The sequence below is a fragment of the Enterobacter sp. UPMP2052 genome (assembly GCF_053709675.1).
Genome location: NZ_JBSKJR010000001.1, coordinates 1824603 through 1848113, shown reverse-complemented (window position 1 = coordinate 1848113; position 23511 = coordinate 1824603). Strand labels below are relative to the sequence as shown.

The 23511-nt window shown below is 56.0% G+C and carries 26 protein-coding genes; 15 read left to right on the top strand and 11 right to left on the bottom strand.

The annotated features are described in order from the left end of the window. Positions 1-22: 22 nt before the first annotated feature. Both ACWKX3_RS08590 and ACWKX3_RS08585 read right to left on the bottom strand, forming a co-directional pair. Positions 23-340, bottom strand: a complete 318-nt coding sequence (locus ACWKX3_RS08590; RefSeq protein WP_102891177.1) for a metalloregulator ArsR/SmtB family transcription factor — start codon at positions 338-340, stop codon at positions 23-25. Positions 341-748: 408 nt separating this feature from the next. Beyond that, positions 749-2434, bottom strand: coding sequence for an aspartate:alanine antiporter (locus ACWKX3_RS08585; RefSeq protein ID WP_006174289.1), 1686 nt, complete (start codon positions 2432-2434; stop codon positions 749-751). Positions 2435-2707: 273 nt separating this feature from the next. Here ACWKX3_RS08585 and ACWKX3_RS08580 point away from each other — a divergent pair, with 273 nt between their 5' ends. After that, entirely contained in the window at positions 2708-3079 is a 372-nt protein-coding gene (locus ACWKX3_RS08580) for an inner membrane protein YbjM (protein ID WP_042319396.1), read from the top strand. A gap of 27 nt (positions 3080-3106) precedes the next feature. On the opposite strand, the gene ACWKX3_RS08575 is transcribed toward ACWKX3_RS08580, so the two are convergent. Then, positions 3107-3376, bottom strand: coding sequence for a GrxA family glutaredoxin (locus tag ACWKX3_RS08575; RefSeq protein WP_042319398.1), 270 nt, complete (start codon positions 3374-3376; stop codon positions 3107-3109). A gap of 185 nt (positions 3377-3561) precedes the next feature. On the opposite strand from ACWKX3_RS08575, the gene nfsA reads away from it, so the two are divergent. From nfsA to ACWKX3_RS08520, 11 genes are all read left to right on the top strand, one after another. Then, positions 3562-4284: a nitroreductase NfsA gene (gene nfsA / locus ACWKX3_RS08570; RefSeq protein WP_042319399.1), complete on the top strand. Its 723-nt coding sequence runs from the start codon at positions 3562-3564 to the stop codon at positions 4282-4284. A gap of 69 nt (positions 4285-4353) precedes the next feature. Continuing rightward, the gene (gene rimK / locus ACWKX3_RS08565; protein ID WP_454541591.1) at positions 4354-5256 is read left to right on the top strand and encodes a 30S ribosomal protein S6--L-glutamate ligase; all 903 of its coding nucleotides are present in this window, start codon (positions 4354-4356) and stop codon (positions 5254-5256) included. A 63-nt stretch (positions 5257-5319) separates the two neighbouring features. Beyond that, positions 5320-5796 (top strand): YbjN domain-containing protein, encoded by a 477-nt coding sequence (locus ACWKX3_RS08560; protein WP_006174300.1) that lies wholly within the window; start codon positions 5320-5322, stop codon positions 5794-5796. Positions 5797-6145: 349 nt separating this feature from the next. Continuing rightward, the gene (potF, locus tag ACWKX3_RS08555) at positions 6146-7258 is read left to right on the top strand and encodes a spermidine/putrescine ABC transporter substrate-binding protein PotF (RefSeq protein WP_454541590.1); all 1113 of its coding nucleotides are present in this window, start codon (positions 6146-6148) and stop codon (positions 7256-7258) included. A gap of 98 nt (positions 7259-7356) precedes the next feature. Beyond that, positions 7357-8490, top strand: coding sequence for a putrescine ABC transporter ATP-binding subunit PotG (gene potG / locus ACWKX3_RS08550; protein WP_058610382.1), 1134 nt, complete (start codon positions 7357-7359; stop codon positions 8488-8490). A 9-nt stretch (positions 8491-8499) separates the two neighbouring features. After that, on the top strand, positions 8500-9453 hold the full coding sequence (gene potH / locus ACWKX3_RS08545) for a putrescine ABC transporter permease PotH (RefSeq protein WP_042319404.1): 954 nt from the start codon (positions 8500-8502) through the stop codon (positions 9451-9453). Then, positions 9450-10295, top strand: coding sequence for a putrescine ABC transporter permease PotI (gene potI, locus ACWKX3_RS08540; RefSeq protein WP_101737979.1), 846 nt, complete (start codon positions 9450-9452; stop codon positions 10293-10295). Before potH ends, potI begins: the two co-directional genes overlap by 4 nt. 42 nt (positions 10296-10337) lie before the next feature. Next, positions 10338-10835: a YbjO family protein gene (locus ACWKX3_RS08535; RefSeq protein ID WP_088207598.1), complete on the top strand. Its 498-nt coding sequence runs from the start codon at positions 10338-10340 to the stop codon at positions 10833-10835. A 40-nt stretch (positions 10836-10875) separates the two neighbouring features. Continuing rightward, positions 10876-12003 (top strand): 23S rRNA (uracil(747)-C(5))-methyltransferase RlmC, encoded by a 1128-nt coding sequence (gene rlmC / locus ACWKX3_RS08530; protein WP_454541589.1) that lies wholly within the window; start codon positions 10876-10878, stop codon positions 12001-12003. A gap of 121 nt (positions 12004-12124) precedes the next feature. After that, positions 12125-12832, top strand: coding sequence for a response regulator transcription factor (locus tag ACWKX3_RS08525; protein ID WP_058610357.1), 708 nt, complete (start codon positions 12125-12127; stop codon positions 12830-12832). Beyond that, complete coding sequence (locus ACWKX3_RS08520; protein WP_058610356.1) at positions 12819-14285, top strand: sensor histidine kinase; 1467 nt, start codon at positions 12819-12821, stop codon at positions 14283-14285. The genes ACWKX3_RS08525 and ACWKX3_RS08520 overlap by 14 nt, the downstream gene beginning before the upstream one ends. Positions 14286-14373: 88 nt before the next feature. On the opposite strand, the gene artJ is transcribed toward ACWKX3_RS08520, so the two are convergent. The 6 genes from artJ to ACWKX3_RS08490 form a co-directional block, all read right to left on the bottom strand. Beyond that, on the bottom strand, positions 14374-15105 hold the full coding sequence (gene artJ, locus ACWKX3_RS08515; RefSeq protein WP_454541588.1) for an arginine ABC transporter substrate-binding protein ArtJ: 732 nt from the start codon (positions 15103-15105) through the stop codon (positions 14374-14376). Positions 15106-15281: 176 nt separating this feature from the next. Then, a complete protein-coding gene (artM, locus tag ACWKX3_RS08510; RefSeq protein ID WP_058610354.1) occupies positions 15282-15950 on the bottom strand; it encodes an arginine ABC transporter permease ArtM in 669 nt (222 codons plus the stop codon). After that, on the bottom strand, positions 15950-16666 hold the full coding sequence (gene artQ, locus ACWKX3_RS08505) for an arginine ABC transporter permease ArtQ (RefSeq protein WP_006174319.1): 717 nt from the start codon (positions 16664-16666) through the stop codon (positions 15950-15952). The genes artM and artQ overlap by 1 nt, the downstream gene beginning before the upstream one ends. 6 nt (positions 16667-16672) lie before the next feature. Further along, positions 16673-17404, bottom strand: a complete 732-nt coding sequence (gene artI, locus ACWKX3_RS08500) for an arginine ABC transporter substrate-binding protein ArtI (RefSeq protein WP_006174322.1) — start codon at positions 17402-17404, stop codon at positions 16673-16675. A gap of 19 nt (positions 17405-17423) precedes the next feature. Beyond that, positions 17424-18152, bottom strand: a complete 729-nt coding sequence (artP, locus tag ACWKX3_RS08495) for an arginine ABC transporter ATP-binding protein ArtP (protein ID WP_006174323.1) — start codon at positions 18150-18152, stop codon at positions 17424-17426. Positions 18153-18378: 226 nt separating this feature from the next. Next, positions 18379-18897, bottom strand: a complete 519-nt coding sequence (locus ACWKX3_RS08490) for a lipoprotein (RefSeq protein WP_448891653.1) — start codon at positions 18895-18897, stop codon at positions 18379-18381. A gap of 107 nt (positions 18898-19004) precedes the next feature. Between ACWKX3_RS08490 and ACWKX3_RS08485 the strand changes: the two genes are divergently transcribed. From ACWKX3_RS08485 to ACWKX3_RS08475, 3 genes are all read left to right on the top strand, one after another. Continuing rightward, positions 19005-19328, top strand: coding sequence for a heavy metal-binding domain-containing protein (locus tag ACWKX3_RS08485; RefSeq protein WP_006174327.1), 324 nt, complete (start codon positions 19005-19007; stop codon positions 19326-19328). Next, entirely contained in the window at positions 19325-20155 is an 831-nt protein-coding gene (locus ACWKX3_RS08480; RefSeq protein ID WP_448891652.1) for an N-acetylmuramoyl-L-alanine amidase, read from the top strand. The genes ACWKX3_RS08485 and ACWKX3_RS08480 overlap by 4 nt, the downstream gene beginning before the upstream one ends. Before the next feature lie 263 nt (positions 20156-20418). Continuing rightward, the gene (locus ACWKX3_RS08475; protein WP_006174329.1) at positions 20419-21042 is read left to right on the top strand and encodes a helix-turn-helix domain-containing protein; all 624 of its coding nucleotides are present in this window, start codon (positions 20419-20421) and stop codon (positions 21040-21042) included. Here the strand turns inward: ACWKX3_RS08475 and ACWKX3_RS08470 are convergent, their stop codons facing one another. Both ACWKX3_RS08470 and ACWKX3_RS08465 read right to left on the bottom strand, forming a co-directional pair. Then, complete coding sequence (locus ACWKX3_RS08470; protein ID WP_101737973.1) at positions 21043-21675, bottom strand: hypothetical protein; 633 nt, start codon at positions 21673-21675, stop codon at positions 21043-21045. It abuts the gene before it with no gap. Then, positions 21675-23252 (bottom strand): peptidoglycan-binding protein, encoded by a 1578-nt coding sequence (locus ACWKX3_RS08465; RefSeq protein ID WP_454541587.1) that lies wholly within the window; start codon positions 23250-23252, stop codon positions 21675-21677. The genes ACWKX3_RS08470 and ACWKX3_RS08465 overlap by 1 nt, the downstream gene beginning before the upstream one ends. Between the last annotated feature and the right edge of the window lie 259 nt (positions 23253-23511).

Here is a 23511-nt window from a genome sequence, read left to right as displayed (position 1 = left end):
TTAGTGAATGTGTGAGTTCTGCTCAACACGAGCCCGCCCTGTTTTTGAGCTTCAGGCGGGTCTCCTCTCTCAGGCAGTTCCAGCTGCTGTCGATAATGGCGGCCGCCCACGCCGGAATGGCGGGTGACAATCGGTAATAGACCCACTTGCCGTCCTTGCGATCGAGCACCAGCCCGGACTCGCGCAGCAACGCCATATGACGGGAAATTTTAGGCTGCGACTCACCGGTCACCGCGCAAAGATCGCAGACGCACAGCTCGTCCGCCTCACGCAAAAGCATCACGATGGACAGCCGCGTTTGGTCTGAAAGAGCCTTGAAAAGGTGGACGGGGTGTTGCATTGGGAGTCCTGGATGTTGGGTGAGATATATATGGTTAAGCATATATATTTGGGCGGGGGAAGGGAAGAGGTAAGCCAGATATAAAAACGCTCGATGCCAGGAGTAGCCCTGACCGGAGGCTTGCATGCGTGATTATTTAGATAACAGACAGACTTAAATAAAAAGCCCAGGAGTAAATTGTGCTGCCATTATGCCGCCAATGGCAATTCTGATGTATTTATAATGTTTGATTTTCAAGCATAAAAAAGACAACAAAAAACCCATCAACCTTGAACCAAAACGGCGGGGTTGATGGGCTCCACAAATTGGGGACATCAAAGAAAAGCAGTGGCAATAGTTATGACTGCCCCCTTTCTTAAAAGTTCTGCGCATCACGAAAATATTTTCGTCCGTGCGCAAACTTGAGAGTTATCCGAGTCCCGGCCAGATGATGATGATAAGCGTACCCGCCAGCGTCAGCAGGACGTTAGCGATTGCATAGGTGCCTGCGTACCCCAGTGCCGGGATATTGCTGCGCGCGGTATCGCTGATGATTTCCATCGCAGGCGCGCAGGTACGTGCGCCCATCATGGCACCGAAGAGCAGGGCGCGGTTCATGCGCAGCACGTAGGCACCAAACAGGAAGCAGATCACCACCGGCACCAGGCTGACAATCAGGCCGGACACCAGCATTTGCCAGCCGACTGCGCCAAGGCTGTTGCCAATGCCGCTGCCCGCGCTCAGGCCAACACCGGCCATAAAGACCATCAGCCCAAACTCTTTCACCATGTTGAGCGCACCCTGTGGGATATAGCCGAAGGTCGGGTGGTTGGCACGCAGGAAGCCCAGCATGATCCCGGCGAACAGCAGCCCGGCGGCGTTACCGATGCCAAAGCTAAAGTTGCTGAACTGGAAGGTGATCATCCCGATCATCAGGCCCACGATAAAGAAGGCGCAGAAGGCTAGCAGGTCGGTGACCTGGCTGTGAATGGAGATAAAGCCGATACGGTCTGCAACGGTTTTCACGCGGCGCGCGTCGCCGCTCACCTGTAACACGTCACCTTTGTTGAGCACCACGTTATCGTCGATAGGCATCTCAATCTGGCTGCGGATCACGCGGTTCAGGAAGCAGCCGTGGTCGGTCAGCTTCAGCTGAGCCAGGCGGCGACCAACGGCGTTGTGGTTTTTGACCACAATCTCTTCGGTGACGATACGCATGTCCAGCAGGTCGCGGTCAAAGACCTCTTTGCCGTTACGGAAGCTCGGGTCGAGGCGCGCATGGGCATCCGGATAACCGACCAGCGCGATGTCATCGCCCATCTGCAGCACCGCGTCGCCGTCCGGGTTCGCCAGAATACCGTTGCGGCGAATACGTTCGATATAGCAGCCCGTCTGGCGGTAAATGCCCAGCTCGCGCAGGTTTTTACCGTCGGCCCAGGCCACCAGCTCTGGCCCTACGCGGTAGGCGCGGATCACCGGCAGGTAAACTTTGCGTTTGGAATCGGTATCCAGACCGCGCTCGCGGGCAATCTGCTGGGCGCTGGTCTGCAGATCCTGATGCTGGAGTTTAGGGAGATAACGCGCGCCGACGATCAGGCTCACCAGCCCAATTAGGTAGGTCAGGGCATAGCCAAGGCTCAGATGGTCGAGCGCGGTGGACAACTGCGCTCCGGCCATCCCGGAGTGGCGCAGGGTATCGCCCGCACCCACCAGAACCGGGGTGGAGGTCATCGAGCCGGCAAGCATACCCGCCGTCAGGCCAATGTCCCAGCCAAACAGTTTACCCAGGCCTAACGCAATCAGCAGCGCGCTGCCAACCATCACCAGCGCCAGCATCAGGTAATTTTTGCCGTCGCGGAAGAAAATTGAAAAAAAGTTGGGACCCGCTTCAACACCCACACAAAAAATAAACAACATAAAGCCTAAGTTGAGGGCGTCCGTGTTAATGCTGAAATGCTGCTGACCTAATAATAAAGAGACGACTAAAACGCCAATGGAATTACCAAGTTGAACCGACCCGAGGCGTAATTTTCCCAGGCAAAGGCCCAATGCCAGTACCACAAATAATAACAGGATGTAATTCCCATTTAACAAGTCTGCGACGTTTATATTCACGGAGGCTAACTTCTTGTTTACCAGTAAGTTGTTGAATGAAGTGGTTTTTTGGGCTACTGTTTTGGATGACAGGGCAGCGTTTCAGCATTTCCTGTTTCTTTCTTAATTCCCAAAAACACTAGCAGGTGGGTAGTTTAGTCGTATTAGCTAACGACGGCTACTCATTATCGCACAACGCTGTGCGAGCTTTGGCAAGGATTGCCGCAATGCTTTATCTGACTGGGCGTCCACAGGACGAAGGTGTATTTGATAGAGAAACATCAGGAGGATAGTTTGAATTTAAGGCGAAACTGGGTGGGCGCGATCAGCTGTTTTTTGCTGTTTACCGTTGTCTGCCTGTCGTTAGCGTTTAATGTAAAAGGGGCGTTTCGTGCATCCGGCCATCCTGAGCTGGGTTTGCTCTTTTTCATTCTGCCGGGCGCGGCGGCCAGCTTTCTCTCTCGCGGGGGCGAAGTGTTTAAGCCTTTGCTGGGAGCCATACTGGCGGCACCGCTGTGCCTGCTGTTGATGCGGCTGGTATTGACCTCTTCCAGAACCATCTGGCAGGAGCTGGCGTGGCTGTTAAGCGGCGTGTTCTGGTGCGCGCTGGGGGCGCTATGCTATTTATGTATCAGCAGCCTTTTGCAGCGGCGGCACAAACAATAACGCCCTCATAATGAGGGCGTTTTACGCTTACTGAGCAGCAAACAGGCCCAGGTTTTCTTTGGCGTAGGCTTCAAAATCGGTGAAGCCGCCAATGTGTTGCTGGTCGAGGAAAATCTGCGGTACGGTTTCAACCGGTTTACCCACGGTTTTTTCCAGGTCGGCTTTGCTGATCCCTTCCGCGTGGATGTCCACGTAGCGGAAGTTGAAGTCATCCCGCTCTGCGGTCAGTTTCTCAGCCAGTTCTTTTGCGCGCACGCAGTAAGGGCATCCTGGACGACCAAAAATCACTGCAAACATTTCTCTCTCCTCAAAAAACAAGCCTGACGGCGAATACGACGTATAGTGCACGATAACCTGCCGTCATGGAAAGAAGGTTTCACCTGTCGCTTTAATATCTTCGAGCTATGTTTCGCCAATTACAGCGCGCGGATCATTGCCTATACTGGCTGCGATACGTTTTAAGCAAGACAAAGAGAGACACGATGACGCCAACGATTGACCTGCTCCGTTCCCACCGTTCCATTCGCCACTTTACGGATGAACCAATTACCGAGGCCCAGCGCGAAGCCATTATCGACAGCGCGCGAGGAACGTCCAGCTCCAGCTTCCTGCAGTGCAGCTCTATTATCCGCATTACCGATCCGGCGATGCGTGAAACGCTGGTGACGCTGACCGGTGGGCAGAAGCACGTAGCCCAGGCGGCGGAGTTCTGGGTCTTCTGCGCCGATTTTAACCGTCACCTGCAAATTTGCCCTGAGGCGGAACTGGGCCTCGCCGAACAGCTGCTGCTGGGCGTGGTCGATACTGCCCTGATGGCGCAAAACGCCTTCACGGCGGCGGAATCGCTGGGGCTGGGCGGGGTTTACATCGGCGGGCTGCGCAATAATATTGAAAGCGTAACTGAGCTGTTAAAGCTGCCAAAACACGTCCTCCCGCTGTTTGGCCTGTGCCTGGGCTGGCCTGCGGATAACCCGGATCTCAAACCGCGTATCCCCGCAGCGATGCTGGTGCATGAAAACCACTACCAGCCGGTCGACCAGGAGGTCCTGAATCAATACGATGAGGAGCTGGCGAACTACTATCTGACGCGCGACAGCAACAACCGCCGCGATACCTGGACTGACCATATCCGTCGCACCATCATTAAAGAGAACCGTCCGTTTATTCTCGATTATCTGCACAAGCAGGGCTGGGCGACGCGATAGTCCATTCATCCTGTGCCTCGCTGCGTGTATGATACGCAGGCTTTTACCAGGTCTTTAGAGAGGTGCAGGGTGAAAATTGCCATATTGTCCCGGGATGGAAAGCTCTATTCATGCAGACGCCTGCGGGAAGCCGCGGCGAAGCGCGGGCATCAGATCGAAATCCTCGATCCGATGTCCTGCTATATGAACATCGATCCGGCGGCATCATCGATTCATTATAAAGGCCGCAGGTTGCCGCATTTCGATGCGGTGATCCCCCGCATCGGCTCTCAGATCACCTACTACGGCACCGCTGCGCTGCGTCAGTTTGAGATGCTCGGCAGCTATCCGCTAAACGAGTCCGTCGCCATTTCGCGCGCCCGCGATAAGCTCCGCTCGCTGCAACTCCTGGCCCGACAGGGTATCGACCTGCCCGTTACCGGCATCGCTCATTCACCGGATGACACCAGCGATCTGATCGACATGGTGGGCGGCGCGCCGCTGGTCATCAAGCTGGTGGAAGGCACGCAGGGCATTGGCGTGGTGCTGGCCGAAACGCGCCAGGCGGCGGAAAGCGTGATCGATGCCTTCCGCGGACTCAACGCCCATATCCTGGTGCAGGAGTATATCGAAGAGGCCAAAGGGCGCGATATTCGCTGCTTTGTGGTCGGCGATGAGGTGGTGGCAGCGATTGAGCGTCAGGCCAAAGAGGGCGATTTCCGCTCGAATCTGCACCGCGGCGGCGTGGCGCGTATCGCAGAGATCAGCGAACGAGAGCGCGTGATTGCGGTAAAAGCGGCGCAGACGCTGGGGCTGGACGTGGCGGGCGTCGATTTGCTGCGCGCAACGCGCGGCCCGCTGGTGATGGAGGTCAACGCCTCTCCAGGGCTGGAAGGAGTTGAAAAAACCACGGGCGTGGACATTGCGGGCAAAATGATCGCCTGGATTGAATGCCACGCGACCCCGGGATTTTGCCTGAAAACGGGCGGTTAAATAGATTATCGCGCACTTTTTGCGTACTCTAAGCGAAGTTATTATTTAAGAGGCTGCACAGCGATGGATTTACAGGTCGTTCCAACACTGGATACGTTACGTCAATGGCTCGATGATGCCGGAATTACCTTCTTTGAATGCGACTCCTGCCAGGCGCTGCATCTGCCTCACATGCAAAATTTCGACGGTATTTTTGATGCCAAGATCGATCTGATTAATGACGTCATTCTTTTCTCCGCGCTGGCCGAGGTTAAACCCTCTGCGCTGCTGGCGCTGGCGTCCGATCTGTCTGCCATCAACGCCAGTTCTTTGACGGTGAAAGCATTTCTCGACATACAGGATGATAATCTGCCGAAACTGGTGGTGTGCGAGTCTTTATTCTCCGGGGCAGGGTTATCCTTCAAGCAGTTTGCCTGGTTTATGCGCATGGGCGAAGAGCAGATTTCCATGGTGATGATGGAAGCTAACGCGCATCACCTGTTGTACAGCGCCGAAGATGATGCAGAGAATAATGATGCATCTCCCACTTTTCTGCACTAATGCTGTCTGAGCATGGCGCAGTCGCTGCCACGGCGGCTGCGTAACGCCGTTTTTTCTGCTGTCTTAAACCCTCCTTTCAAGATTATTTCACCTCCTCAAAGGCCATTTCGGCTTATCACATAGACATATTCTGCATAAAAAATTGATAAAAGGCGTTTTTTCGTCTGGGCTATAGCCCGGGACAAGGGCTACAGTTATTCTTGCGATGCTTACAAAAGCGAGCGGATCCTGCCGGAAAAATCTTTTATTCCTTTTCGGCCAGAGCGACAAAGTATGCATGATTCTTGCATATCGTCAGAGTGCACAGTTTTAGTTCGTGTGTTAACGAGCTTTCAGAAGGAATAACGATATGATCACCTTGAATAAAAAATGGGTATCGGGTCTGGTTGCGGGTGCTCTGATGGCCGTCTCTGCCGGCACGCTCGCTGCGGAACAGAAAACGCTCCACGTTTATAACTGGTCGGACTATATTGCGCCGGACACCGTCGCAAACTTTGAAAAAGAGACCGGCATTAAGGTCGTGTATGACGTGTTCGATTCCAACGAAGTGCTGGAAGGTAAACTGATGGCGGGCAGCACCGGCTTTGACCTGGTGGTGCCTTCCGCCAGCTTCCTGGAGCGCCAGTTGACGGCAGGAGTGTTCCAGCCGCTGGATAAGAGCAAATTATCCAACTGGAAAAACCTCGATCCGGAAGTAATGAAGCTGGTCGCCAAACACGACCCGGACAACAAGTACGCCATGCCTTACCTGTGGGCCACCACCGGCATCGGCTATAACGTCGATAAAGTGAAAGCTGTGCTGGGGAAAGACGTTAAGCTCGACAGCTGGGACGTGGTGCTTAAGCCGGAAAACCTTGAGAAGCTGAAAAGCTGCGGCGTCTCCTTCCTTGATGCGCCGGAAGAGATTTTCGCCACCGTGCTGAACTATCTGGGCAAAGATCCCAACAGCAGCAAGGCCGATGATTACACCGGCCCGGCCACCGATCTGCTGCTGAAGCTGCGCCCGAACATTCGCTACTTCCACTCCTCTCAGTACATTAACGACCTCGCCAACGGCGATATCTGTGTGGCGATCGGCTGGGCGGGCGACGTCTGGCAGGCAGCAAACCGCGCGAAAGAGGCGAAAAACGGCGTGAATGTCTCTTACTTCATTCCGAAAGAGGGGGCGCTGGCCTTCTTCGACGTCTTCGCCATGCCTGCGGATGCGAAAAACAAAGACGAAGCGTATCAGTTCCTGAACTACCTGATGCGTCCGGAGGTGATCGCCCACATCAGCGACCATGTCTATTACGCCAACGGTAACAAGGCTTCCACCCCGATGGTCAGCGAAGCGATCCGCAATAATCCGGCTATCTATCCGCCAGCGGACGTCTTTGCCAAGCTGTTCACCCTCAAAGTGCAGGACCCAAAAATTGACCGCGTGCGCACCCGTGCGTGGACCAAGGTGAAAAGCGGTAAATAAACCGCTGTCGTAGGCCGGGCAAGCGAAGCGCCCTCGGCAACAGGTGCACCGTTCTGGTGCGCCTGCACCCTGATTTGATCTTTGCCGGAGAACACCCCGTGAATGACGTGATCCCCCGCCCGCAGGCGAAAGTCCGTAAAGCGCTGACCCCGCTTCTTGAAATCCGTAATCTCACCAAATCCTTCGACGGGCAACACGCCGTGGACGACGTGAGCCTGACGATCTACAAAGGCGAAATTTTTGCCCTGCTTGGCCCGTCCGGCTGCGGTAAATCGACGTTGCTGCGCATGCTGGCCGGTTTTGAACAGCCGACCGCCGGGCAGATCGTGCTGGACGGCGTCGATCTCTCCCGCGTGCCGCCGTATCAGCGCCCGATCAATATGATGTTCCAGTCCTACGCGCTGTTCCCGCACATGACGGTTGAGCAGAACATCGCCTTTGGCCTGAAGCAGGACAAACTGCCGAAGGCGGAGATTACCGAACGCGTGGCCGAGATGCTGAGCCTGGTCCACATGCAGGAGTTCGCCAAACGTAAACCGCACCAGCTCTCCGGCGGTCAGCGTCAACGCGTGGCCCTGGCCAGAAGCCTGGCGAAACGCCCGAAGCTGCTACTGCTCGACGAGCCGATGGGGGCGCTGGATAAAAAGCTGCGTGACCGCATGCAGCTTGAGGTGGTGGACATCCTTGAGCGCGTCGGCGTGACCTGCGTGATGGTAACCCACGACCAGGAAGAGGCGATGACCATGGCCGGGCGTATTGCGATCATGAATCGCGGTAAATTCGTGCAGACCGGCGAGCCGGAGGAGATTTACGAGCACCCGACCACCCGCTACAGCGCGGAATTCATCGGCTCGGTGAATGTCTTTGAAGGGCTGCTGAAGGCGCGCGAGGACGACGGGCTGGTGATTGACTCTCCGGGGCTGGTTCACCCGCTGAAGGTTGATCCTGATAGTTCGGTGGTGGATAACGTACCGGTGTACGTCGCCCTGCGCCCGGAAAAAATCATGCTCTGTGACGAGCCGCCAGCCGATGGCTATAACTTTGCCGTGGGTGAGGTGGTGCATATCGCCTATCTGGGCGATCTCTCTATCTACCATGTGCGTCTACAAAGCGGGCAGATGCTCAGCGCCCAGCTGCAGAACGAACACCGCTATCGCAAGGGCCAGCCGACCTGGGGCGACGAAGTGCGCCTGTGCTGGGATGCGGACAGCTGCGTCGTGTTAACGGCATAAGGAGCGATCGTGAGTACACTTGAACCTCCAGCCCGCGTCAAACAACCGGGCGGTTTTCGCCACTGGCTGACGCGTATGCAGATGGCGCACGGGCGCAAGCTGGTGATTGCCCTGCCGTACGTCTGGCTGATCCTGCTGTTCCTGCTGCCGTTCCTGATTGTCTTTAAGATAAGCCTGGCGGAGATGGCGCGGGCGATCCCGCCGTACACCAACCTGATGGACTGGGCCGACGGGCAGCTGACGCTCACCCTTAACCTCGGGAACTTCCTGCAACTCACCGACGATCCGCTGTACGTGGAGGCCTACTTGCAGTCGCTGCAGGTGGCGGGGATCTCGACGATCTGCTGTCTGCTGCTGGGTTATCCGCTGGCGTGGGCGGTGGCGCACAGTAAACCCTCGACGCGCAACATCCTGCTGCTGCTGGTGATTTTACCGTCGTGGACCTCGTTCCTGATCCGCGTCTACGCGTGGATGGGTATCCTGAAAAACAACGGCATTCTCAATAACTTTCTGCTGTGGCTTGGCGTCATCGACCAGCCGCTGACGATCCTGCACACCAACCTCGCGGTGTACATTGGGATCGTTTACGCCTATCTGCCGTTTATGGTGCTGCCGATCTATACCGCCCTGACGCGCATAGACTATTCGCTGGTGGAGGCCTCGCTGGATCTCGGCGCGCGTCCGCTGAAGACCTTTTTCAGCGTGATCGTCCCGCTGACCAAAGGCGGCATTATTGCCGGGTCGATGCTGGTGTTCATCCCGGCGGTAGGGGAGTTTGTGATCCCGGAACTGCTGGGTGGCCCGGACAGCATCATGATTGGCCGCGTGCTGTGGCAGGAGTTCTTTAACAACCGCGACTGGCCGGTGGCCTCTGCGGTGGCGATCGTGATGTTGCTGCTGCTGATCGTGCCGATCATGTGGTTCCACAAGCACCAGCAGAAACAGATGGGAGACCACGGATGAACAACTTACCGGTAGTGCGCTCCCCGTGGCGGATCCTGATCCTGGTGATTGGCTTCACCTTCCTGTATGCACCCATGCTGATGCTGGTGATCTATTCCTTTAACAGCTCGAAGCTGGTGACGGTGTGGGCGGGCTGGTCGACGCGCTGGTACAGCGAGCTGTTCCACGATGATGCCATGATGAGCGCGGTGGGGCTGAGCCTGACCATCGCGGCGCTGGCGGCCACGATGGCGTCGATACTCGGGACGATCGCGGCGATGGTGATGGTGCGGTTCGGGCGCTTTCGCGGCGCAAATGGTTTTGCGTTTATGATCACCGCCCCGCTGGTCATGCCGGATGTTATTACCGGGCTGTCGCTGCTGCTGCTGTTTGTCGCCCTGGCGCACGCCATCGGCTGGCCGGCAGATCGCGGGATGCTGACCATCTGGCTGGCGCATGTCACCTTCTGCACGGCCTACGTGGCGGTGGTGATCTCCTCGCGACTGCGGGAGCTGGATCGCTCCATCGAAGAGGCGGCAATGGATCTGGGTGCCACGCCGCTGAAGGTGTTCTTTATCATCACTCTGCCGATGATCATGCCGGCGGTCATTTCCGGCTGGCTGCTGGCGTTCACGCTCTCTTTAGACGATCTGGTCATCGCCAGCTTTGTCTCGGGGCCTGGCGCTACCACGCTGCCGATGCTGGTCTTCTCCAGCGTACGCATGGGGGTGAACCCGGAGATCAACGCCCTGGCCTCCATCATCCTTGGGGTGATCGGAATTGTCGGATTTATCGCCTGGTATTTGATGGCGCGCGCGGAAAAACAGCGTGTGCGCGATATCCAGCGTGCAAGACGCGGCTGAAGCATTTAAAATTTCCAGTGAAGTGCCGCGCAAGACGCGGCACTGTTTTTCAGGGAAGTAAAAACATTGGGATTCTTTCAAAAAACACGTCATACGCATGCTCGTCCGAACGTCCCTGCGCTGGTGCAGGTGGCGGCGCTCGCCATTATTATGATCCGCTGTCTGGACGTGTTGATGATCTTCAACACCCTGGGCGTGCGCGGCATGGGAGAATTTATTCACCGCAGCGTCCAGACCTGGAACCTGACGCTGGTCTTTATGAGCAGCCTGGCGCTGGTATTTATTGAAATTTACTGTGCCTTCTCGCTGGTGAAGGGGCGCAACTGGGCGCGCTGGACCTATCTGCTGACCCAGGTGACTGCCGCCACCTACCTGTGGGCCGCCTCGCTGGGCTATGGCTACCCGGAGCTGTTCAGCATCGCGGGAGGCTCTAAGCGCGAGATATTCCATTCGCTGGTGATGCAAAAACTTCCGGATGCGCTGGTGCTGTGCCTGCTCTTTGCACCCGCCGCAAGCAGGCGGTTTTTCCGTCTGCAATAATGTGTATAATCGCAGCCCCCGCCATTCTTAAGGTTTTCATATGCAGTGCGCACTCTATGACGCCGGTCGCTGCCGCTCCTGTCAGTGGATTGAACAGCCGGTCTCCCAACAACTCGCCGCCAAAATGGCCGACCTTCAGCAGCTCCTGGCTGACCATGCGGTGGGCGAGTGGTGCGCACCCGTCAGTGGGCCAGAGCAGGGTTTTCGCAATAAGGCCAAAATGGTGGTCAGCGGCAGCGTGGAACGACCGCTGCTGGGTATGCTGCACCGCGACGGCACGCCGGAAGATTTAATCGACTGCCCGCTGTATCCAGAATCCTTTAAACCGGTTTTTGCAGCACTCAAGCCGTTTATCGCCCGCGCCGGGTTAACGCCCTATAACGTTGCCCGCAAGCGCGGCGAGCTGAAATACCTGCTGCTCACCGAAAGCCAGAGGGACGGCGGCATGATGCTGCGCTTTGTGCTGCGCTCAGAATCCAGGCTGGAACAGCTTCGCGCAGCGCTGCCGTGGCTGCAACAGCAGCTACCGCAGTTAAAGGTCATCACCGTCAATATTCAGCCGGTGCATATGGCGATCATGGAGGGGGAGAAAGAGATCTTTCTTTCCGGGCAGCACGCGCTGGCAGAGACCTTCAACGGCGTGCCGCTGTGGATCCGCCCGCAGAGCTTCTTCCAGACTAACCCGACGGTGGCGAGCGCGCTGTACGCCACCGCGCGCGACTGGGTTCGCGCCCTCAATATCGGCCATATGTGGGATCTGTTCTGCGGCGTGGGCGGCTTTGGCCTGCACTGCGCCACCCCGGAGATGCAACTGACCGGGATTGAAATCTCCGCCGAGGCGATTGCTTGCGCGACGCAGTCCGCCGCCGAACTGGGGTTAACAAACCTCCACTTCCAGGCGCTGGATTCGACCCAGTTTGCGACCGGGCAGGGCAACGTGCCGGAATTAGTATTGGTCAACCCGCCGCGCCGCGGCATCGGCAAACCGCTTTGCGATTATCTGAGCCAGATGGCACCGGCGTACATCGTCTATTCCAGCTGCAACGCCCGGACGATGGCGAAAGATATTGCTCACCTGCCGGGCTACCGCATTGAACGCGTTCAGCTTTTTGATATGTTCCCGCATACCGCGCATTACGAAGTGTTGACGTTGTTAGCCAAAGCGTAGGCCGGGTAAGGCGTAGCCGCCACCCGGCATAAACCCCGCACAATGTTCAACAAAATGTGAACTCTTCCCGCCCTCAAAATCAGGTAAGCTTACCTCATAAGAATTGATTAAAGGCTTACCCATGAAGCAAATCCTGCTGGTGGAGGACGATCGCGATATCGCGGCGCTCCTGCGCCTCAACCTGGAAGACGAAGGCTACACCATTACCCACGAGCCTGACGGGGGCAACGCGTTACGCCTGCTTGAAAAACAGCCCTGGGACGCGGTGATCCTCGACCTGATGCTCCCCAGTGTCGACGGCCTCGAAATTTGTCGCCGCATCCGCCAGATGACCCGCTACCTGCCAGTGATCATTATCAGCGCCCGCAGCAGCGAAACCGACCGTATTACCGGCCTCGAAACCGGGGCCGACGATTACCTCGCCAAACCCTTTTCGGTGCAGGAGCTGATTGCGCGCATTAAAGCGCTGTTCCGCCGCCAGCAGGCGATGGGGCAGGCGCAGAACGACGGACACATTCACGCGCACGGCCTGACGCTGGATCCGCTGGCGCGCACGGTGCGGCTTAACGGGCAGGAGGTTGATCTCACCCCGCGCGAATTCGAGCTGCTCTACTTTTTTGCCCGCCACCCCGGAGAAGTCTTTTCGCGTCTCGAACTGCTGGAGCAGGTCTGGGGCTATCAGCACGAAGGCTACGAGCACACCGTTAACACCCACATCAACCGCCTGCGGATCAAGATTGAAAAAGACGCCGCCGAGCCGGAGATCGTGCGCACCGTCTGGGGCAAGGGCTATAAATTTGCGGAGCTGAACGACGATGCGCCGCTTTAGCCTGAGCCAGCGTCTGACGCTGCTATTTATCCTGCTGATGATGCTCTGCGCCACCGTCGCCTGCGCGGTGCAACTCTACACCAGCATGCAGTACGGTAACGCCATGGTTCAGCGCCTGTCCGGCGGGCTTGCCCAGCAAATTGTGCAGCGTGAGCCGATTCTCGATGCGCAGGGCACCGTTGACCGCAGCGCGCTGAAACCGCTGTTTGACCGGCTGATGACCTTTAACCCGAGCGTCGAGCTGTACGTTATCTCTCCCGATGGTGACGTGCTGGCCGATGCTGCGCCGCCGGGCCATATCCAGCGGCAAAAAATCGACCTTGCGCCCGTGCAGTCCTTCCTGAGCGGCGCCTCAATGCCGGTGCTGGGTGACGATCCGCGCAGCCAGAATAAGAAAGTGTTCAGCGCGACGCCGCTGCGCCAGGACGGGGAGCTGAAAGGCTATCTGTACATCATTTTGCAGGGCGAGGAGTCTAACGCGCTGGCCGGGATGGCCTGGCACAAAGCGCTCTGGAGCACCGTGCTGTGGTCGCTGCTGTGGGTGGCGCTGTTTGGCCTGCTGGCCGGCGTTTTGATTTGGTACTGGGTCACGCGTCCGGTTAAACAGCTTACGCACGAGGTGACCGGGCTTGAGCACGACAGCATCACCGCCATCAAACAGCTGGCGGCAGAGCCGCTTGAGCCGGCCCTGAACGACGAAGTCGCGATCCTGCGCAATACCTTTATCGAGCTGGCTCGCAAAATCACCTCTCAGTGGGATCGACTGGCCGACAGCGACCGCCAGCGCCGGGAGTTTATCGCCAATATCTCGCACGATCTGCGCACGCCGCTGACCTCGCTGCTGGGCTATCTGGAGACGCTGTCGCTCAAATCCGCCACGCTGACTCCGCAGGAGCATCAGCAGTATCTCGCGACCGCCCTGCGTCAGGGGCAGAAGGTGCGTCATCTGTCGCAGCAGCTGTTTGAGCTGGCGCGGCTGGAGCATGGCGGCATCAAACCCCAGCGCGAACGTTTTGCCATGGCGGAGCTGATCTCCGACGTGGTGCAGAAGTTCGAGCTGGCCGCGCGCACGCGTGAGCTGAAGCTGCATGTTGACGTGCCGGGGCCGCTGCCGCTGGTCAACGCCGATGTGTCGATGATCGAGCGGGTAGTGACCAACTTGCTGGATAACGCCATTCGCCATACGCCCACCGGTGGCGAGATCCGCCTGACGGTGTGGCAGGAGAATGGGCAGTTGCAGGTTGAGGTGGCAGACAGCGGAACGGGCGTCGATGACGCGCTGCGTGACGATCTGTTTCAGCGTCCTTCTGCGCTCAATCCACAGGCATCGCGGGAAAACCGGGGCGGGTTAGGGCTGTTGATCGTGAGAAGAATGCTGGAACTGCACGGCGGCGGGATTGGGCTGATGGAGTCGGTGAGCGGGGCCAGGTTCAGGTTTTACGTGCCACTGTGAGAAATCGCCGGGTGGCGCTGCGTTTTACCCGGCCTACAGACCACCCCCGTAGGCCGGGTAAGGCGAAGCCGTCACCCGGCAAAAGGAATTACTGCGGGAACCACTGCTCGCTGATTTTCTGGTAGGTACCGTCAGCTTTAATCGCTTTCAGCGCGCCGTTCAGTTTCTCCAGCAGGGCTTTGTTGTCCGGACGCACGGCAATGCCCAGACCGGTGCCGAAGTACTGCGGATCGGTCACTTTCTCGGTGGCGGTACCCAGCTGCGGGTTGGTTTTCAGCCACTCGTTAACCACGGCGGTATCGCCAAAGACGCCATCGATACGGCCATTTTTCAGATCGATAATCGCGTTCTGGTAGCTGTCGTAGGCCATGGTTTTCACTTCAGGATGTTTGTCCTGCAGGTATTTCTGATGCGTGGTGCCGTTTTCCATCCCAATGCGTTTGCCTTTCAGCTGATCGAAAGCGGTATAAGCACCTTTCTTCGCAATCACCACGGCTGAGTTTGCGTAGTACGGGTCGGTGAAGGAGACCTGCTTGCTGCGCTCCGGCGTGATGTCCATCCCGGAGATCACCGCGTCATATTTTTTGAATTTCAGAGACGGGATCAGGCTGTCGAACGCGTGGTTCGTGAAGGTGCAGTCGGCCTGCATCTGTTTGCACAGCGCTTTTGCCAGGTCGATATCAAACCCGACGATCTGGTTGCTGGCATCCAGCGATTCAAACGGCGGATAGGTGGCGGAAACGCCGAAATTGATTTTATCCGCAGCGGATGCGCCAGCGGCAAAGGTTGCCAGTAATGCGGCCAGGACTAACTTTTTCATTGTACGACTCCCGTCTGTAGGTCTTATGAAAGTACAATGCCATTTAATGAATTTGTATGCAATATAAATGATTAAATATTTATATAGGGATAAAAAAAAGCGGATAACCAGAAAGTTACCCGCGTTTATTAATCACATTTATGCATTTCTTGCCGGATGGCGCTGCGCTTCCCCGCCTACGATCTGCGCTCGAACGCCAGCGCTTTACGTTCAATCAAACGCATCATCAGGGTCAGCAAACCGTTGACCACCAGATAGACCAGACCCGCCGCGCCAAACACCATCACGTCGTAGGTGCGTCCGTACAGCAGCTGTCCGTGGCCCATCACTTCCATCAGGGTGATGGTATAGGCCAGGGAGGTACTTTTGAACACCAGCACCACTTCGTTGGAATACGAAGAGAGCGCACGCTTAAAGGCGTAGGGCAGCAGGATCGCCAGGGTGTCTTTCTTGCTCATGCCGAGCGCCCCGCAGGACTGCCACTGGCCTTCCGGGATGGCGCGAATGGCCCCGTAGAACAGCTGGGTGGTGTAGGCCGCACTGTTGAGCGAGAGCGCAATCAGGGCGCACAGCCACGGCTCCGAGAGCAGATGCCAGATAACCGGATACTCCTGCAGCGACGGGAACTGACCCGGGCCGTAGTAAATCAGGAAGATCTGTACCAGCAGCGGCGTACCGGTAAACAGCGTGATATAGGCGCGCACAATCCACACCAGCACCGGCGTTTTCAGCGTCAGGATGATGGTGAAGATCAGCGCCAGGATCAGCGCCACCACGATGGAGGCGACGGTCAGCGTCAGGCTGGTGTGCAGCCCTTTCATCAACTCGGGTAAATAGTCAAGCATCAGCCTGGTCTCCGTTCAAAACGCGTTGCACGCAGATCAATACGCTTGAGGATGTACTGGCTAAGCAACGTGATGACCAGGTAGATAGCCGCCGCCACGATGTACCAGGTAAACGGCTCCTGAGTGCGGGTAGCGATACTCTTGGTTTGCAGCATTAAATCGTTAACGCTGATCAGGCTGACCAGCGCGGTGTCTTTGAGCAGCACCAGCCACTGGTTGCCCAGCCCCGGCAGCGCGTGACGCCACATCTGCGGCATTACCAGACGGAAGAAGATCGCCGCTTTCGACAGCCCCAGCGCCTGGCCGGACTCCCACTGGCCCTGCGGTACCGCTTTCAGCGCGCCGCGCAGCGTTTGCGAGGCGTAGGCGGAGTAGAGCAGGGAGAGGGCAATCACGCCGCACAGGAACGGGCTAACGTCGAAGTTTTCAATCTGCATCTGCACCGGGATCTGTGCAAAGCCAAGATTGATGTTAAAGCCGTCCGACAGGGTTAACAGCAGCTGTGAGGAGCCGAAATAGATAAACAGGACCACCAGAATCTCGGGTAGCCCACGCAGCACGGTCACCAGCGCGGAGCCTGCCCATGCGACGGGACGCCATTTCGCTGACTCCCACACCGCAAAGAACATCGCCAGCACGAGGCCGATAATCAGTGCACAAACGGCAAGGCCGACGGTCATCCCGGCGGCGCTTGCTAAAGGAAAAATTTCATTCATCAGGAATTACTTCTGGAACCATTTTTTGTAGATGGTTTCGTAGGTGCCGTCTTTCTTCACTTTCTCCAGCGCAGCGTTGAATTTCTGCTGCAGCTCGGTGTTGCCCTGACGCACGGCAATGCCCAGGCCGGTACCGAAGTAATCTTTGTCGGTCACTTTGTCACCCACGGCGGCCAGCTTGTCGTTGGCTTTCAGCCATTCAGTGACAACTGCCGTATCCCCGAACACCGCATCGATACGACCGTTTTGCAGATCCAGCTTCGCATTCTGGTAGCTGTCATACGGCACGGTGGTGATTTCCGGATGCTTATCCATGATGAATTTCTGGTGCGTCGTGCCGTTCTGCACGCCCACTTTCTTGCCTTTCAGCAGATCAACAGAGGCGTATTTCCCTTTCTGACCGATGAACAGCGCAGAATTGTCATAGTAAGGGGTGGTGAACAGAACCTGTTTTTCACGCTCAGGGGTGATGTCCATGCCTGCCATTACGGCGTCGATACGACGGAACTTCAGGCTTGGGATCAGGCTGTCGAAGGCCTGGTTGCTGAAAGTACAGGTCGCATCAATCTCTTTACACAGGGCGTTAGCCAGGTCCACATCAAAGCCGACAATCTTATTGTTGGCATCAATGGATTCAAACGGAGGATAAGACGCTTCAGTGGCGAAACGAATGGTCTGAGCTGCGGTAGCGGAAAGGCTGACGCTAGCGAGCAGCGCGGCAATCAATACTTTTTTCATTATCTTTTTCCCTAACACATCAGTGTGATAAGTAGTTTTTGAAGGCGTCGGTTTGCGGTTGAGTGAAACAACTCGCATCACCTTGCTCAACGATATACCCGTTTTCCATGTACACCACGCGGCTGGCGGTTTTGCGCGCCACTTCCACTTCATGGGTAACGATGACCTGCGTAATATTGGTTTCCGCCAGTTCACGAATAATGCTGACGATCTGGGCGGTAATTTCCGGGTCCAGCGCGGCGGTAGGCTCATCAAACAGCAGCACGGCTGGCTCCATCATCAGCGCACGGGCAATGGCCACGCGCTGCTGCTGACCGCCGGAAAGGTGCAGCGGATAACGATCGCTGTACGGCTTAAGGCGCAGACGCTCCAGCAGCTTTTCGGCACGCGCCATCGCCTGGTCTTTGCTTAAGCCAAGCACGCGGCACGGCGCTTCAATAAGGTTCTGCACCACCGTAAGGTGAGGCCAAAGATTGTATTGCTGGAATACCATGCCGACGTTTTGACGCAGTTCGCGGATCGCTTTATCAGAAGGCGTTTTGGCGAAATCGAAATGGTTACCGGCGATCGCCAGCGTACCTGAACGGGGCATTTCAAGCAGATTAAGGACACGCAGAAGAGAGCTTTTACCCGCGCCGCTTGGGCCAAGTAAAACCAGGGTTTCGCCTTCGGGGCAGCTCAGCGTGATGTCGAACAGCGCCTGGTGTGCGCCGTAGAAGCAGTTAATGCCGTTTAGTTTAATACTCATCGGGGCAGTCTTTACTCATCCAGGCAATCTATAGCAATTGAGGCCGCAGATAGTACCGTTGACAGAATAGTTATGCAATATTTCTGCGTTAAAAGTTAAATATAACCCGTTAACTCCTCTAAACATAGCACAAAATAGCGATGCTCTAAGACCGCGAGAATAAATGTCGGCATTCCATCAGAAATGCCGGACATTTTACCGGGTTAACACATTTCCACCGATGGGTTTAGCGGTTCTCAATCGACTGGCGAAGCGTGCCTGCCGGGGCATGAACGTTGCCGCCGATGTAGCGCACGTCGTCAACGGCCCAGCACTGGCCCTCGCGGATCATCAGCACTTCATCCTGCCAGGTCTGGGAGCCCTGGGTCAGTTTTACGCGCAGTGGAATGTTGCGCGCATCGGTGTTTGGGATGGTGGACGCGCTGGAGACCTCGGCGCTGTCCGGCAGCGTTGCACGGCTTGAGAACGGATCGGCGCTCAGCAGGGCGTTATGCTGAGGATTGCGCGACGCATCGTTAAGCAATTTTACCAGGCCATCGCTCAGATAAGGGCGCAGGGCAGTCATGTCGTTACCGCGATGCTGAATGCGATAATCATAGAATTGCTGCGCGACGGCATCCGGGCCACCCTCGATGCAGGGGCCGCTGCGGGTACCAATATCCTTAAAGGCGGGTGTCACCGGGGTGGTGCACGCGCTGAGCACCAGCGCGCAAGGCACTAAAAGCGTTAAAGCAGAGTAGCGCATGTTGATTTCCTTATTTATTAACTATCCTTTCAATCATAGCGTAACGAACCGATAATGCTGATGAAGTTATGGCCTAAGGCATTGAACGCTAAAGAAGGAGATTAACCATGCAATTTTCAACGACCCCAACCCTGGAAGGGCAGCCTATTACCGAATATTGCGGCGTCGTCACGGGCGAAGCCATTCTGGGCGCCAACATCTTCCGCGACTTTTTTGCCGGGATCCGCGATATCGTCGGCGGACGTTCTGGCGCGTATGAGAAAGAGCTGCGTAAGGCGCGAGAAATTGCCTTCAAAGAGCTGGGCGAGCAGGCGAAAGCCCTCGGGGCGGATGCGGTGGTCGGCATTGATATCGACTACGAAACCGTCGGCAAAGATGCCAGTATGCTGATGGTCAGCGTCAGCGGTACGGCGGTGAAAACCCGTCGATGAAACGTACGCTCTCAACGCTCCTGCTGGCGCTGATGCTGGCAGGCTGTGCCACGGAAAAAGGCATCGTTGATAAGGGTGCCTACGAGCTGGATACACGCCATCAGGCGCAGGCGGCCTACCCGCGTATCAAGGTGCTGGTTATTCACTATACCGCCGATGATTTTGATACCTCGCTTGCCACGCTGACGGACAAAAATGTCAGTTCGCACTATTTGATCCCCGCCCGTCCACCCGCGCCCGACGGCAAACCGCGCATCTGGCAGCTGGTCCCCGAAAGCGAGCTGGCCTGGCACGCGGGCATCAGCTTCTGGCGCGGAACCAATCGCATAAACGACACCTCGATAGGCATTGAGCTGGAAAATCGCGGCTGGCAAAAAGCGGCAGGCATGAAGTATTTCGCGCCGTTTGAACCGGCACAGATCGCCGCGCTGATCCCGCTCGCCAAGGATATTGTCGCCCGCTACAACATTAAGCCCGAAAACGTGGTGGCCCATGCGGATATCGCCCCGCAGCGCAAAGACGATCCGGGGCCACTTTTCCCGTGGCGTGAGTTGGCGGAGCAGGGTATTGGCGCCTGGCCCGATCCGCACCGCGTCGCCTTTTACCTGGACGGACAGCCGCCTTATCAGCCGGTGGATACCGCTGCACTGCTCGGTCTGCTGGCGCGCTATGGCTACGAGGTGCCGGAAAACAGCACCGCCGCGCAGCAAAAGCGCGTCATTATGGCTTTCCAGATGCATTTTCGCCCGTATCGCTGGGACGGTGTAGCCGATCGGGAAACCATGGCGATTGCTGAAGCGCTTTTAGAAAAATACGGACAGGGGTAATCCTTCGGGATTACTCCGAACCTGGTAGTTTTACTTTTACTTTCATCAGATTAATCCTAGATTCAATCTAAATTAATTTTTAGTAAATTGACTTAAATTTACCCGCATTTAATATAGACACATAGCTTGCTAAGTAATCATAAAAAATAAACAAGACGATTTTCTCTCATTTCTTTTTTTGCCAGTCAGGACCTCATTTTTAGGTTTCGGTTTTCTTCCGTAACCTCATTTTATTTTAACTTTAATCTTATGCGGGTATAACAATGTTAAGTATCTACGGTAAAAAATTACGTCCTCAACAGGAAATGGAAACCATTATTTCTGCAACCTCAGGTTATGAAGAAAAAACCTTAAAGAAATGGCAAAAAATTTCCACGTCTGATTCAGGCAAAATCCATATCATCGTCAGCGGTGACGTGGAGTTCCGCCGCGAATCTGACGAGCTGTGCATGTTCTCTCTGCAAGGGCAGTGCATCTTCGGCCTGTCGTCCATTTACTATAACTCATCCCATATGTACGGCCTGGTGCGGGCCAACACGGTGGTTCGCTCCATCGACAAAGAGGAGTTTATGGCGTTAATGACCGACAAAAACCTGTGGCCGCAGCTGACAAAAGTGCTCTCCTGGTACATCTGCATGCTCAGCAAGCGTGACGATGTTCTCGTTGCCCGCAGCGCCTATTCGGTTGTACGTGAATTCCTGTTAGAAATTAATGAGCTGATTGTTCATCATCAACGCGATATTAATGTTTATGATTATATTCAGGAATACACCAACCTGGCCCGCAGTACCATCATTAAAATTCTCTCCGACCTGAAAAAAGGTCAATATATCGTGGTGGAAAAAGGACGTCTCCTGAATCTCACTACGCTGCCAGAAAAATATTAATCACTCCAGCCGATCTCCTTTTTGACTTAAAGGAGACGGCGCTTTCTCCTGATGAGTATCGTTAATATGTGATATATCCTGCGTTTCATCAATCGGCGGCGCGGGCGTTTTTCCTTGAGAATAATCTTGCTGTTGTTCTTTTAATGCCTTCATAAACAACGTCTTCAGGGACGATGAATCGTCATCGGACTCTGCGCTCGCCGCGTCATGTTCTTCCGTTCCGGGAAGGGTATCCCGCGAGGTATCGTGCTCGGGTTCTGCAACGCCGTCCGGCGCCTGCTGCCAGTCTGCATCGTCACTGTTAATCGGTACATCCTGCATCGCGGGAACATCCTCATGCACCGGGATCGGCTTAGGCTGCGGATGCGGGAATGGCTTGCTGACATAGATGTAATGCATATCAGACAAGGTGGCTTCCGGCTTCACCGTGTTGACCTTCGTTGTGACCGGCGCAGGGTGGCGCAGGTTCCAGTAAACGTGCGCGTACAGTCCTGCGCCAATCAGGACGCACAGCCCCAGCAGCCATAAGAAGGTGGTGCCGAAGATTTTTTTCAGGCCGGGGAAGCGATACGAAAACCAGACCGCTTCCCCGGTCTCGTAGCTGCGCTGGGCAGCGAGACATATCGTAGACATTATGATTTCTTCTCTTGCGTGGTCGCATCCGATCCCGACTGCGATGCCTGGATCAGCACGCTGGGGGTAGTATTGGTTTCACGCATCAACTGCATCAGCGTATCTTCGCCGGGGATGCCATCGACATGGAGATCCATTTTTTGCTGGAACTCACGGGTGCGTTTCATCATTTCAGCGGTCCAGCTCTGCGCGTGGGTTTCAGGCTCCGCAAGCGCCTGGCTCAGCTGCTGATCGAGCCATTCCAGATCTTTACCGCTGCTGGCAGCGCTGATTTCGTCTTTGCCCTGCGGCGTCAGGCGATGCAGCTGGGTGTAGTTCCCCGTCGCATGCTGGCTATACCAGTTGCGGGTCACCTGCCAGGTCCGGCCGTTCATTAAGAGATCCAGGGTGTTATCCCCGACGCGGGCGACAACGGCATAGTTAAGGTGGCCGCCGGTGTGCATTTCGCTGACCCACGGATACCCCTCTTTTGCCAGTTCACTCAGCGGCGCGTTGCCCTGGCGACACATCAAATTCACCTTCGACGCGTTCTGGCACAGCGCATCGTCGGCGGAAGCGTCATACCCCCACATCTGATAAAGCTGATGCATGGCATCCGGCTGGTTAACCACTTCGTGGTCGATAACCGGTACAACCGGTGCCTTTTTAGGCGGCGTCTGCTGTTTCCAGCTCACCGGGACGGGCAGTTGCACCGGCAATTTTGCGGTGATCGCCGAGGTCATATACCAGCCGCAGGCGGCAAACAGCACCGACGCAAATAAACCGACGGTCGCCAGGCGCGTCCCGTGTTTTTTGGCCGGTAAAATTTCGCTGGTGGCCAGACGTAAATGACGTGGACCCACCGCCGACGCACGCTCTGTCCAGGCGGCAAGCAGGGCGAGGTGGGCCAGGGCGTTGAATTTACTGATGCTGCCTTTGGTCAGCGTATGCATTTTGCGCACGCGGGCCGGGGCGAGCGGTGACGTTTCACAGCCGTTGTCTTCGCACTGGGCCTGAACATAGCTCAGGGTTTCTCGGCAGGTCATGGATCGCAGGGTGTGGTGGGTGTGGACATACTCCTGAAGGCCGGAGTGCTGCATCAGCACCGCTTCCTGCTCGGCTGACCCCATCAGCACAATCGACAAGCGAAACTCCAGCTCCTGTGCGCGGGTCAACAACATGCCCAGGACCTCACGGCAGTTATCCTTCATGGCTTCCATGTGAGAGACGATCACCACTTTGCCGGCAGGTTTGCGTGAAGAGGCAGAGTCCTGCCACTGGCGGATCACGGCGTCGATGGCCTGAATGCGGGTTTTACTCTCTTTCGTACCTGGACTGAGCTTGTACAGCAGGCTACTGGCGCTCAGTTTAGGGAAAGCGTTAATCGCAAGGACCGTCTGGCTGTGAGATTTCAGCGCATCGCTGAATTCGCCGAGCAGGGGGGCATCGTTGCAAAAGAGTCCCGTAATACCCGCCTGCTGGGTTTTTTCCTTCAACAGATTAAAGATGTCCTGATGATAAGGCACAAAAAAATCACCCGAGGCGCGAGTGACTTTTTTAAACGGCGGCTTCTGGAAATTAAAATGACTCTGATACATACGACTTACCGTCTCTTCACATGAATAGCAATAGTGCAGAAAAGTACGTTAAGCCCGTCGGGTGGTCAATTTGCCATCAGGGTAAAAATAACCTGTTGTGACCCTCTAACATCCCGTTTTTTCTCGGTCAATATTTTTCTTCATCAAAGTTAATGGCGAAGCAGGTGGTCGCTTCGCGAGCAGATAATTACTATTTATGTCACATATTGGCGCAGCACGATGCTGCTTATTATCGCTTTGCTAAAGGCCAGATGAATAA

Coding starts and splice junctions, on each gene's coding strand:
- ACWKX3_RS08575 (WP_042319398.1), bottom strand. CDS start 3,376: ATGTTTGCAGTGATTTTTGGTCGTCCAGGATGCCCTTACTGCGTGCGC.
- potF (WP_454541590.1), top strand. CDS start 6,146: ATGATCACCTTGAATAAAAAATGGGTATCGGGTCTGGTTGCGGGTGCT.
- ACWKX3_RS08475 (WP_006174329.1), top strand. CDS start 20,419: ATGTTAAGTATCTACGGTAAAAAATTACGTCCTCAACAGGAAATGGAA.
- ACWKX3_RS08490 (WP_448891653.1), bottom strand. CDS start 18,897: ATGCGCTACTCTGCTTTAACGCTTTTAGTGCCTTGCGCGCTGGTGCTC.
- artI (WP_006174322.1), bottom strand. CDS start 17,404: ATGAAAAAAGTATTGATTGCCGCGCTGCTCGCTAGCGTCAGCCTTTCC.
- ACWKX3_RS08465 (WP_454541587.1), bottom strand. CDS start 23,252: ATGTATCAGAGTCATTTTAATTTCCAGAAGCCGCCGTTTAAAAAAGTC.
- ACWKX3_RS08590 (WP_102891177.1), bottom strand. CDS start 340: ATGCAACACCCCGTCCACCTTTTCAAGGCTCTTTCAGACCAAACGCGG.
- ACWKX3_RS08480 (WP_448891652.1), top strand. CDS start 19,325: ATGAAACGTACGCTCTCAACGCTCCTGCTGGCGCTGATGCTGGCAGGC.
- potI (WP_101737979.1), top strand. CDS start 9,450: ATGAACAACTTACCGGTAGTGCGCTCCCCGTGGCGGATCCTGATCCTG.
- ACWKX3_RS08525 (WP_058610357.1), top strand. CDS start 12,125: ATGAAGCAAATCCTGCTGGTGGAGGACGATCGCGATATCGCGGCGCTC.
- artP (WP_006174323.1), bottom strand. CDS start 18,152: ATGAGTATTAAACTAAACGGCATTAACTGCTTCTACGGCGCACACCAG.
- ACWKX3_RS08560 (WP_006174300.1), top strand. CDS start 5,320: ATGGATTTACAGGTCGTTCCAACACTGGATACGTTACGTCAATGGCTC.
- ACWKX3_RS08520 (WP_058610356.1), top strand. CDS start 12,819: ATGCGCCGCTTTAGCCTGAGCCAGCGTCTGACGCTGCTATTTATCCTG.
- artJ (WP_454541588.1), bottom strand. CDS start 15,105: ATGAAAAAGTTAGTCCTGGCCGCATTACTGGCAACCTTTGCCGCTGGC.
- artQ (WP_006174319.1), bottom strand. CDS start 16,666: ATGAATGAAATTTTTCCTTTAGCAAGCGCCGCCGGGATGACCGTCGGC.
- ACWKX3_RS08485 (WP_006174327.1), top strand. CDS start 19,005: ATGCAATTTTCAACGACCCCAACCCTGGAAGGGCAGCCTATTACCGAA.
- rlmC (WP_454541589.1), top strand. CDS start 10,876: ATGCAGTGCGCACTCTATGACGCCGGTCGCTGCCGCTCCTGTCAGTGG.
- artM (WP_058610354.1), bottom strand. CDS start 15,950: ATGCTTGACTATTTACCCGAGTTGATGAAAGGGCTGCACACCAGCCTG.
- ACWKX3_RS08470 (WP_101737973.1), bottom strand. CDS start 21,675: ATGTCTACGATATGTCTCGCTGCCCAGCGCAGCTACGAGACCGGGGAA.
- nfsA (WP_042319399.1), top strand. CDS start 3,562: ATGACGCCAACGATTGACCTGCTCCGTTCCCACCGTTCCATTCGCCAC.